General features: G+C 70.2%; 7 protein-coding genes and 2 tRNA genes. 5 read left to right on the top strand and 4 right to left on the bottom strand.

The features are described 5' to 3' along the window. Positions 1 to 419: tyrosine-type recombinase/integrase (locus VFL99_RS14345; protein ID WP_325107053.1), on the top strand; the 419-nt coding region annotated here is incomplete at its 5' end. Positions 420 to 547: 128 nt separating this feature from the next. On the opposite strand, the gene VFL99_RS14340 is transcribed toward VFL99_RS14345, so the two are convergent. Then, positions 548 to 620: transfer RNA gene (locus VFL99_RS14340), tRNA-Arg, on the bottom strand. Positions 621 to 967: 347 nt separating this feature from the next. Between VFL99_RS14340 and VFL99_RS14335 the strand changes: the two genes are divergently transcribed. Together VFL99_RS14335 and serA are read left to right on the top strand one after the other, a co-directional pair. Further along, positions 968 to 2,881: a phosphoenolpyruvate carboxykinase (GTP) gene (locus tag VFL99_RS14335; RefSeq protein ID WP_325107052.1), complete on the top strand. Its 1,914-nt coding sequence runs from the start codon at positions 968 to 970 to the stop codon at positions 2,879 to 2,881. A gap of 82 nt (positions 2,882 to 2,963) precedes the next feature. Next, positions 2,964 to 4,187, top strand: a complete 1,224-nt coding sequence (serA, locus tag VFL99_RS14330) for a phosphoglycerate dehydrogenase (protein ID WP_325107051.1) — start codon at positions 2,964 to 2,966, stop codon at positions 4,185 to 4,187. 6 nt (positions 4,188 to 4,193) lie between these two features. Here the strand turns inward: serA and VFL99_RS14325 are convergent, their stop codons facing one another. Continuing rightward, positions 4,194 to 5,150 (bottom strand): EamA family transporter, encoded by a 957-nt coding sequence (locus VFL99_RS14325; RefSeq protein ID WP_325107050.1) that lies wholly within the window; start codon positions 5,148 to 5,150, stop codon positions 4,194 to 4,196. Between the two features lie 148 nt (positions 5,151 to 5,298). Here VFL99_RS14325 and VFL99_RS14320 point away from each other — a divergent pair, with 148 nt between their 5' ends. Next, positions 5,299 to 5,850: a CGNR zinc finger domain-containing protein gene (locus tag VFL99_RS14320; RefSeq protein WP_325107049.1), complete on the top strand. Its 552-nt coding sequence runs from the start codon at positions 5,299 to 5,301 to the stop codon at positions 5,848 to 5,850. A gap of 114 nt (positions 5,851 to 5,964) precedes the next feature. Here VFL99_RS14320 and VFL99_RS14315 read toward each other — a convergent pair. Beyond that, positions 5,965 to 6,055 (bottom strand) — tRNA-Ser (locus VFL99_RS14315). 218 nt (positions 6,056 to 6,273) lie between these two features. Between VFL99_RS14315 and VFL99_RS14310 the strand changes: the two genes are divergently transcribed. Then, complete coding sequence (locus VFL99_RS14310) at positions 6,274 to 7,803, top strand: LCP family protein (protein ID WP_325107048.1); 1,530 nt, start codon at positions 6,274 to 6,276, stop codon at positions 7,801 to 7,803. 61 nt (positions 7,804 to 7,864) lie between these two features. Here the strand turns inward: VFL99_RS14310 and VFL99_RS14305 are convergent, their stop codons facing one another. Then, positions 7,865 to 9,523 carry a long-chain fatty acid--CoA ligase gene (locus tag VFL99_RS14305; RefSeq protein ID WP_325107047.1) on the bottom strand — a complete coding sequence of 553 codons (1,659 nt, stop codon included), beginning with the start codon at positions 9,521 to 9,523 and terminating at the stop codon, positions 7,865 to 7,867. Positions 9,524 to 9,542 lie beyond the last annotated feature (19 nt).

Raw genomic sequence — 9,542 nt, 5'->3', positions numbered from 1 at the left:
TGGTGACCGGGGCGCCGAAGAGTCAGCGCAGCCGGCGGACGGTTCCCCTCCCCCAGGTCTGCGTGACTGCCCTGCTCGCCCACCGGCGCCGGCAGGACGCCGAACGGGCAGCGGCCGGGCCTCGGTGGGCCGATCCCGGCCTGGTGTTTGCCACGACGAAGGGGACGGTGATCGAGCCGAGGAACCTCAACCGGCTGCTGGATGAGCGCACCCACCTCGCGGGACTGCGGCGGATCCGCTTCCACGACCTGCGGCACACGTGTGCCTCGCTCCTGCTGGCCGAGGGTGTCTCGGCCCGCGTGGTGATGGAGCTGCTGGGGCACACCCAACTGAGCATCACGACCGACCTGTACGGCCACGTGATGCCCACGTCGCTGCGCGAAGCGGCGGATGCGCTGGACGGGGTGTTCGGGCCGTGAAGGGCACGTGCGAGACGAGCCGTTGCTGTCAAAACTGCTGTCATTGGGCCGTCGCAGCCCGAATGGAGGATGAGTCGGATGCCACGACGGAAGACGTTTGCGCAGGTCAGCGCAGGTATTGGGAGGGGCGCGCCCGAAGGGATTCGAACCCCTAACCTTCTGATCCGTAGTCAGATGCTCTATCCGTTGAGCTACGGGCGCAGTACGCCAAGCCGCCGGCCCTCGGCCTTCGACGTGACGAGAGGCGATGCTACCCGGTCATCCGGCCGACGCGGAAATCGACCCGTTCGACGGTGGATTTTGTGCGGTTCTCGCGTCGATCTGCCGATTCATCCACAGAACCACCGGAAAGCGGACAGTCCTCCCCGTTTTTGTGATCAGGGTCACTGCTGGCCTCCTCGATCCCGGTGTCGTCCCGTACTGCCCGGGCGTAGCGTGACCGCACACCAGACGTCCAGCATGTGGACATCGCGGTCCTGCGACGCCGGGATCGCTCCACGCGGACCACACCGGCGGGCAACCCGCACTGCGAAGGGATGGCACCAGGCATGACGACGACCGACACCACCCGACAGGCCACCACGGCTGGCGGCCGGGCGCCCGCCGCCTCCGCCGCCGGAACGCCCGACGCGGGAGCGGCGCCCACGAGTCACGCCCGCCTCCGCGCGCAGGTGGAGCAGGTCGCGGAACTCACCACCCCCGACCGGGTCGTCTGGGTCACCGGGTCCCGCGAGGAGTGGGACGAGCTCACCACCAAACTGGTCGAGGCCGGCACCTTCGACCGGCTCAACGAAGACCTCCGCCCCAACTCCTTCCGCTGCGCCTCCGACCCCAGCGACGTCGCCCGGGTCGAGGGCCGCACCTTCATCTGCTCCCAGGAGGAGAAGGACGCCGGCCCCACCAACAACTGGTGCGACCCCGACGAGATGAAGGCCACGCTCACCGACCTGTTCCGCGGGTCGATGAAGGGCCGCACGATGTACGTCATCCCCTTCGTCATGGGCCACTTGGACGCCGAGGACCCCAAGTTCGGGGTGGAGATCACCGACAGCGAGTACGTCGTGGTCTCGATGCGGATCATGGCGCGCATCGGCACGACCGTGCTGCGCCGGATGGAGGAGCTCGACGCCGACTACGTCGACTGCCTGCACTCGGTCGGCGCTCCACTGGAGCCGGGCCAGCAGGACTTGCGCTGGCCGTGCAACGACACGAAGTACATCGTCCACTTCCCCGAGGAGCGGGCCATCTGGTCGTACGGCTCCGGCTACGGCGGCAACGCCCTGCTCGGCAAGAAGTGCTACGCGCTGCGCATCGCCTCGGCCATGGCGCGCGACGAGGGCTGGCTCGCGGAGCACATGCTCATCCTCAAGCTCACCTCGCCCCAGCAGAAGACCTACTACATCTGCGCGGCCTTCCCGAGCGCCTGCGGCAAGACCAACCTCGCCATGCTCGAGCCCACCATCCCCGGCTGGAAGGTGGAGACCCTCGGCGACGACATCGCCTGGATGCGCTTCGGCGAGGACGGCCGGTTGTATGCCGTGAATCCCGAGTTCGGTTTCTTCGGCGTCGCCCCGGGCACGAACGAGAAGACCAACCCCAACGCCATGCGCACGCTCGCCAAGGGCAACTCGATCTTCACCAACGTCGCGCTCACCGACGACGGAGACGTGTGGTGGGAGGGCATGGAGAACACCCCCGCCCACGCCACCTCGTGGAAGAACGAGGACTGGACCCCGGACATGGCCGAGCAGGACCCGCCGGTCCTGTCCAGCCACCCGAACAGCCGCTACTGCACCCCCATCGAGCAGTGCCCCATCCTCGCCGCGGAGTATGACGACCCGGCCGGTGTGCCGATCAGCGCCATCTTCTTCGGTGGTCGCCGCAAGACGACGATCCCGCTCGTGACGGAGTCGCGGGACTGGGCGCACGGCACCTTCATGGGCGCGACCCTCTCCTCGGAGACGACCGCGGCGGCCACGGGCGCGGTCGGCGTCGTGCGCCGCGACCCGATGGCGATGCTGCCGTTCATCGGCTACCACGCCGGCGACTACATGAACCACTGGCTCGAGGTCGCCAAGGGCACCGACGCGGCGAAGCTCCCGAAGATCTTCCACGTCAACTGGTTCCGCAGAGAAGAGAAGGCGGATGGCTCCTCCGGTGCCTTCCTGTGGCCCGGATTCGGCGAGAACTCCCGCGTCCTGAAGTGGGCGATCGACCGGATCGAGGGCACGGCCGACGCCGAGGAGACCCCGATCGGCTTCGTGCCGACACCGGAGTCGCTCGACACCGAAGGTCTCGACCTGACCCGCGAGCAGCTCGAGAAGGCCCTCGCCGTCTCCGCCGAGGACTGGGCCGCGGAGATTCCACAGATCCAGGAGTGGTTCGAGAAGTTCGGCGAGCAGCTGCCCGCCGAGCTGTGGACCGAGCTCGACACCCTGAAGCACCGCCTCGGTCTGGACTGACCCGCTCACCCCTCCGCCGCGGAGCCTTCCATGATGTGGAAGGCGCCGCGGCCGCCCGACGACGCGGTTCTAGCCTGTCGTCATGACGACCATGTCGGCCGAGACCACCAAGCGGGCGCTCCTCCTGGAGAACATCGATGCCGGAGCCGTGGACCTCCTCGAGAGCGAGGGGTGGAAGGTCGAGCACGAGACCCGCGCCCTCGGTGAGGACGAGCTGATCGACCGGCTGGACGGCATACACGTCCTGGGCATCCGCTCCAAGACCGAGGCGACCGCGCGGGTCCTGCAGCAGGCCCCCGACCTGGTGGCGCTCGGCGCGTTCTGCATCGGCACCAACCAGATCGACCTGTCGGCGGCGAGCCAGCAGGGGGTGGCGGTCTTCAACGCGCCGTTCTCCAACACGCGCAGCGTGGTCGAGCTCGTGCTGGCCGAGATCATCTCGCTCTACCGCCGGCTCGGGGACAAGTCCCACAAGATGCACCAGGGTGTGTGGGACAAGTCCGCGGTCGGCAGCCACGAGGTGCGCGGACGGCGCCTGGGGATCATCGGCTACGGCAAGATCGGCTCCCAGCTGTCGGTGCTGGCAGAGGCGCTCGGCCTGCAGGTCCGGTTCTACGACATCCTCGACCGGCTCGCGCTGGGCAACGCCCGGCAGTGCGGCAGCCTCGAGGAGCTGCTGGCCGAGTCCGACATCGTCACGCTGCACGTCGACGGCCGGCCCGGCAACAGCGGCATGTTCGGCGAGCGGGAGTTCGCGCTCATGCCGCAGGGCAGCATGTTCCTCAACCTGTCGCGCGGGTTCGTCGTGGACCACGCCGCCTTGCGCGAGCACCTGGAGAGCGGTCACCTCGCTGGTGCCGCGATCGACGTGTTCCCGGAGGAGCCGGCGGGTCGGGGCGACGAGTTCCGCTCCGAGCTGCGCGGCATGCCCAACGTGATCCTCACCCCGCACGTCGGCGGCTCCACCGAGGAGGCGCAGACCGACATCGGGCAGTTCGTCGCCGGCAAGCTGCGCGACTTCTGCTCCGAGGGCAGCACCGCCCTGTCGGTGAACCTGCCCGAGCTGCTGCTCGCCCGCCGCGACGGCACGCACCGGATGGCGCACCTGCACCGCAACGTGCCGGGGGTGCTCGCGAAGGTCAACGGGATCCTCGGTGACCACGGGGTCAACGTCGAGGGCCAGCTGCTCGGGACCCGCGGGGAGCTCGGCTACGTGCTGACCGACATCGTGGCCGACTACGCGCCGGAGCTGGTCCGGAACCTGCAGGACCTGCCGGAGACGGTGCGCCTGCACGTCCTGCACTGACGACCGTCAGGGGGTCGTGCGGTCCCGCCGGACGAGGACGATGCCGGCGATGATCAGCGCGCCACCGGCCAGCTGGGTCGGGTGCGGCAGTTCGCCGAGGAGCAGCCACGCGAACACCACGGCGAACAGCGCCTCGGTGAGGCCGAGGAAGGACGACACCCGGCTCCCCAGTGCGCGTACGGCCGCGATGCCGGTGAGGTAGGCGGTCACCGTCGCCACGAGGATGACCACCAGGGCGGGCACCACCCACGAGGTGTGCATCCCGGCGAAGGTCACGTCCCCGGCGCCGCGGTGCAGCGGCAGCAGGCCCAGCGACCCGACGAGTGCGAGCGCCACGGCGCCGACCGCCGAGCCGCCGCCGGCCAGCACCACAGGGTGGACCGGGTCGTCGGTCCGGGCCGCCAGCGCGAAGTACGACGCGAGGCAGCAGGCGGCGAACAGGGCCCAGGCCAACCCGATCGGGTCCACGGCGACACCGCCGGTCAGGTCGATCACCAGGGCCAGGCCGACCAGGGCCACGCCGGCTCCGGCCAGGGACGTCGGCGCCGGGCGACGCCCGGTGCGCAGCCAGATCCAGCCCAGCAGCAGCACCGGCCCGAGGTACTCGACGAGCATCGCGACCGCGACGGTCAGCGTCTGGACGGCGTTGTAGAAGCCGAGCTGGACCCCCGCGACGGACATCACGCCGTAGAGCGCCGTGGCGCGCCAGCCCGCCAGCCGCAGGCCGCCCTGCCGCACCAGCAGCACGACCGCCGGGACCAGGAGCACGAGGGCACCGCCGCCGATCCGCAGCAGCGTCACGGCCAGTGGGCTCCACCCCGCGTCGAGCAAGGACTTCGCGGTTGGTCCGGACAGACCGAACGTCATGGCCGAGGCCAGCGCCAGCGCGGTCCCCAGGGTGGCCGTCCGGCCCGCGGGGACACCCGTCGCCGTGACCGCGGCGCGCTCCCGGACCGAGCTCACCTCGCACCTCCTTCTTTCGCGCCGCCGGCTGCCGGCCCGCTGCATGCCACGACGGGGAGGAGGAACCTGCCGCTCGCGCCCCACGGATGTCATGACCAAATGATCGTTACACTCGTGACGGTACGGGCAGAGGAGGTCACGAGTCAACATGCTTTTTGCCCATGACACCGAGGTGGCGCTGGCGAGCGCCGCGTCCCTGGTCAACACCCGCCGAGGAGGCCGGGAGCGGCTGACCGACCAGGCGGCGCTCGAGGACTGGCTGGAGGAGAACCCCTTCACCGGCAGCCGGGAGCACACCGACACCGAGCTCGCCGCCGTCCGCCGGGTCCGTGAGCGCATCCGGGCAGTGTGGGAGGCCCCGGACCGCGACGCCGCGGCGGCAGCGACCAACGAGCTGCTGCAGCGCACGGCCTCCACGCCCCGACTGACCCGGCACGGGGACTGGGACTGGCACATCCACGCCTCGATGCCCTCCGACCCGCTCGCCCACCGGATCGGCGCGGAGGCGGCCATGGGTTTCGTCGACCTCATCCGCTCCGACGACCTGGCCCGACTGCGCACCTGCGCCGCCGACGACTGCGACGCCGTGCTCGTGGACCTCTCCCGCAACCGCTCCCGCCGCTACTGCGACACCGGCAACTGCGGCAACCGGGCGCACGTCGCCGCCTACCGCGCCCGACGGGCCGCGGCCGGCGCCTGAATGCCAGCGTGGTGACGGCACTCCGGTCACCGCCGCGGACGGTTCCGGGGGCTGAGACGGCGCGTGCCCGGCATACCGAAGGAACGGTATGCCGGGCACGTCGCCGTGGTGCGGCGGAGGCGGCGGGATTTGAACCCGCGAGAGGCTTCAAGACCTCAACCCGCTTAGCAGGCGGGCGCCATAAACCGGACTAGGCGACGCCTCCACACCGACCCAGACCCCCTGCCGCTCGAGGACCGAGCACCGAGGAGGATGGGGTGGCGACCGCTAGGGTACCGGCGGGCGCACGGCTGGCCAAAACCGGCACGGACCAGCGAACCTTTTCGGCGGTTCGCGCGTCTGACTAGTGGACAGGACTGCCCTGCCTGTCATGATGTGCGCGCTCTTTGAGGATGCACCCTGCCCCCGTGAGGAAGGACGTGAATGTCGTACCTGCCGCGTGACGACGCTGGCGCCCACGCGTCGGGTCGCCGTGTCGAGAGCCGGCAGCACCGGCGGCACGGTGTCGGCCGGGCGATCGGGCTCACCGCCCTCGGGACCGTGGTGCCGGGTGCGGGCCTGTCGTTCACGCGGGGGCGGGTGCTCGGCCTGGCCCTGGTGGGCCTGTTCGTCGCGGGTCTGGTGGCGATCGCGGCGTGGGTGTGGCACCAGGGCGCTCTCCGCGCGGTCCTCAGCGTCGCCGTGCGCCCCAACGTCCTGGTCGCCCTGACCGTCGCCGTGGTCATCGTCGCGCTGGTCTGGGTCGCCCAGATCGTGTGGACCGCCCACCTGGCCGACCCGGGCACCCTGACGATGCCGCAGACCCGGGTGCTGCGGCTGTCCACCCTGATCCTGTGCCTGGTGGTGATCGCGCCGACGATCCAGGCGGTGCGCTACCTCGGCATCCAGCGTGACGTTGTGCACTCCGTCTTCCAGGGCAAGGCCGCCGACGGCGGAGGCGGGAACACCGCCTACGCCAAGCCGGACACCAGCAAGTCCGATCCCTGGGCCGACACCACGCGCGTCAACGTGCTGCTGCTGGGCTCCGACGCGGGCAAGGACCGCACCGGGGTGCGCACCGACTCCATGATCGTCGCGAGCGTCGACACCCACACCGGTGACGCGGTGCTGTTCAGCGTCCCCCGCAACCTCGAGAACGTGCCGTTCCCCAAGGACAACCCGCTGCACAAGCTCTACCCACAGGGCTACAACTGTGGGGACCAGTGCCTGATGAACGCCGTCTGGACCTTGGCCGACCAGCACAAGGACCTCTTCCCCGCGTCGGTGAAGAACCCGGGGCTGCTCACCACCCAGCAGGTGCTGGAGAAGGTTCTCGGCCTGCGGATCGACTACACCACCATCATCGACCTGCACGGGTTCACCGAGCTGGTCGACGCGATGGGCGGCGTGACGATCGACGTCAAGGAGCGGCTGCCCATCGGTGGCGTCGCCAAGAACGGCTACATCGTGCCGGGCAGCATCAAGGGCTGGATCAACCCGGGCGTGCAGCACCTCACCGGCTACCAGGCGCTCTGGTATGCCCGGTCCCGTGCCACCACCGACGACTTCAGCCGGATGCGCCGGCAGCGCTGCATGGTCGGCGCGCTGTTGGACCAGGTGAACCCGGTCTCCATGCTGCAGAAGTACCCGCAGCTGGCCCAGGTCGCCAAGGACAACATCCAGACCGACATCCCCACGAACGAGCTGCCGGCCTGGGTGACGCTGGTCCAGCGGATCCAGAAGGGCGAGATCCGCAGCCTGGCGTTCACTCCCGACAACACCAACGTGGTGCACCCCGACTTCGCCAAGATGCGCCAGCTGGTCAAGCGGGCCCTGCAGCCGCCGAAGCCCGCCCCCAGCAAGAGCCACGGCACGCCGAAGCCGAGCCACTCGCCGAGCCCGTCCGGCACGACGCCCTCCCCCGGCCCGAGCCAGGACGCCGGCAGCGCGGTGAACGTCAAGCAGGCCTGCTGAGCGGGTCCCGGGCCTGCTGGGCGGGTCTCGGGTCAGGGCCTGAGGTCCGGCTCGCCGGCGGTCAGGCCAGCTCGACGGCGAGCTCCCCGTCGGCATAGCGCCGGCGCAGGACCTTCTTGTCGAACTTGCCCACGCTCGTCTTGGGCACCTCGTCGATGAACGCCCAGCGCTCCGGGACCTGCCAGTGCGCGACCTTGCCCTCGAGGTAGGACCGCAGCACCTCGGCGTCGACGGTCGAACCCTCGGCGCGCACGACCGTGGCCAGCGGCCGCTCGCCCCACCGGTCGTCCGGCACCCCGACCACGGACGCCTCGAGGACCTCCGGGTGCGCCATGAGGGCGTTCTCCAGGGCCACCGACGAGATCCACTCGCCACCGGACTTGATGACGTCCTTGGCCCGGTCGGTGAGGGTGAGGAAGCCGTCGGGGGTCAGCGTGCCGACGTCCCCGGTGCGCAGCCAGCCGTCGTGGAAGCGGCTCGCCATCTCGGCGCGCTCGGCGTCGCTCTCCTGTCCGTTGGCGTAGTAGGACGCGGCGATCCACGGGCCGCGGACCTCGAGCTCACCGACACTCTTGCCGTCCCAGGGCTGCTCGTTGCCGTCCGGACCCATCAACCGGCCCTCCACCCCGGCGGGCAGGCGCCCCTGGCTGGTCTTGTAGCGCCACAGCTCCTCGCCCTCGAGGCCGGCGGGCGGGATCGCCACCGAGCCCAGCGGAGAGGTCTCGGTCATCCCCCAGGCGTGCACGACCTCGATCTGGTGCCGCTGCTCCATCCCCTCCATCAGCGAGCGGGGACAGGCCGACCCGCCGATGGTCACCCGCCGCAGGGTCGAGGTGTCGACCTCGTGGGTGTCCAGGTAGCGCAGCAGGTCGCTCCAGATGGTCGGCACCGCGGCACCCAGGGTGACCTTCTCGGACTCGATCATCCGCGCCAGCGGCTCGGCCTGGAGGAACCGGTCGGGCAGGATGAGAGACGAACCACCCATGAGCGCGGCGTACGGCAGTCCCCAGGCGTTCGCGTGGAACAGCGGGACCACCGCCAGCATCCGGTCGCCCTCCTGGAAGTTGAAGGCGTTCCGGGCCTCCATCGTGTGCAGGTAGTTGGAGCGGTGGGAGTAGGCGACGCCCTTCGGGTGCCCGGTGGTGCCGGAGGTGTAGCACATCGACGAGGCGCTGTGCTCGTCGAGCTCGGGCCAGTCGAAGGTGTCCGGCTGGTCGGCCAGAAGCGCGGTCCAGTCGTGCACGCCCTCGATGTGCGCGGGCGCTGCCAACGCCTCGCGGACCTCGTCCGACACGGGGCCGTTGACGATGACGTGCCGCAACGTGGTCAGGTGCGGCAGCAGTTGGCTGAACGGGCCGGCCAGTGTGTTGTCGACGACGACGACCTCGTTGCCGGCGTGTCCGGTGATGTAGATGATCTGCTCCGGGGGCAGCCGGATGTTGAGCGCGTGCAGCACCGCACCCATCGACGGCACCGCGAGGTAGGCGGTGAGGTGCTCCGCGTTGTTCCACATGAACGTGGCCACCCGCCGGTCACCCTCGATCCCGAGGCCCCGCAGCGCGTGCGCGAGTCGGGCGGCGTCCTCGCCGATCTGCCGGTAGGACGTCCGTCGTGGTCCGTCCGCGGTCCAGGTGACCGCCTCGGCGTCGGCGTGCTGCTGGGCGCCGAACTCCAGGATCCGCGAGATCAGCAGGGGCGTCGGCTGCATCGTGCTCTCCATGACCCGAGACTGCCACGCG

Source organism: Segeticoccus sp., from assembly GCF_035708005.1.
Note: the sequence above shows the minus strand (reverse complement) of the source record. Positions and strands in the feature narration are given on the sequence as shown.

Bases quoted from the DNA above. Each gene is read 5' to 3' on its own strand.
- VFL99_RS14335 (WP_325107052.1), top strand. From the start codon at position 968: ATGACGACGACCGACACCACCCGACAGGCCACCACGGCTGGCGGCCGG.
- serA (WP_325107051.1), top strand. From the start codon at position 2,964: ATGACGACCATGTCGGCCGAGACCACCAAGCGGGCGCTCCTCCTGGAG.
- VFL99_RS14320 (WP_325107049.1), top strand. From the start codon at position 5,299: ATGCTTTTTGCCCATGACACCGAGGTGGCGCTGGCGAGCGCCGCGTCC.
- VFL99_RS14310 (WP_325107048.1), top strand. From the start codon at position 6,274: ATGTCGTACCTGCCGCGTGACGACGCTGGCGCCCACGCGTCGGGTCGC.
- VFL99_RS14305 (WP_325107047.1), bottom strand. From the start codon at position 9,523: ATGGAGAGCACGATGCAGCCGACGCCCCTGCTGATCTCGCGGATCCTG.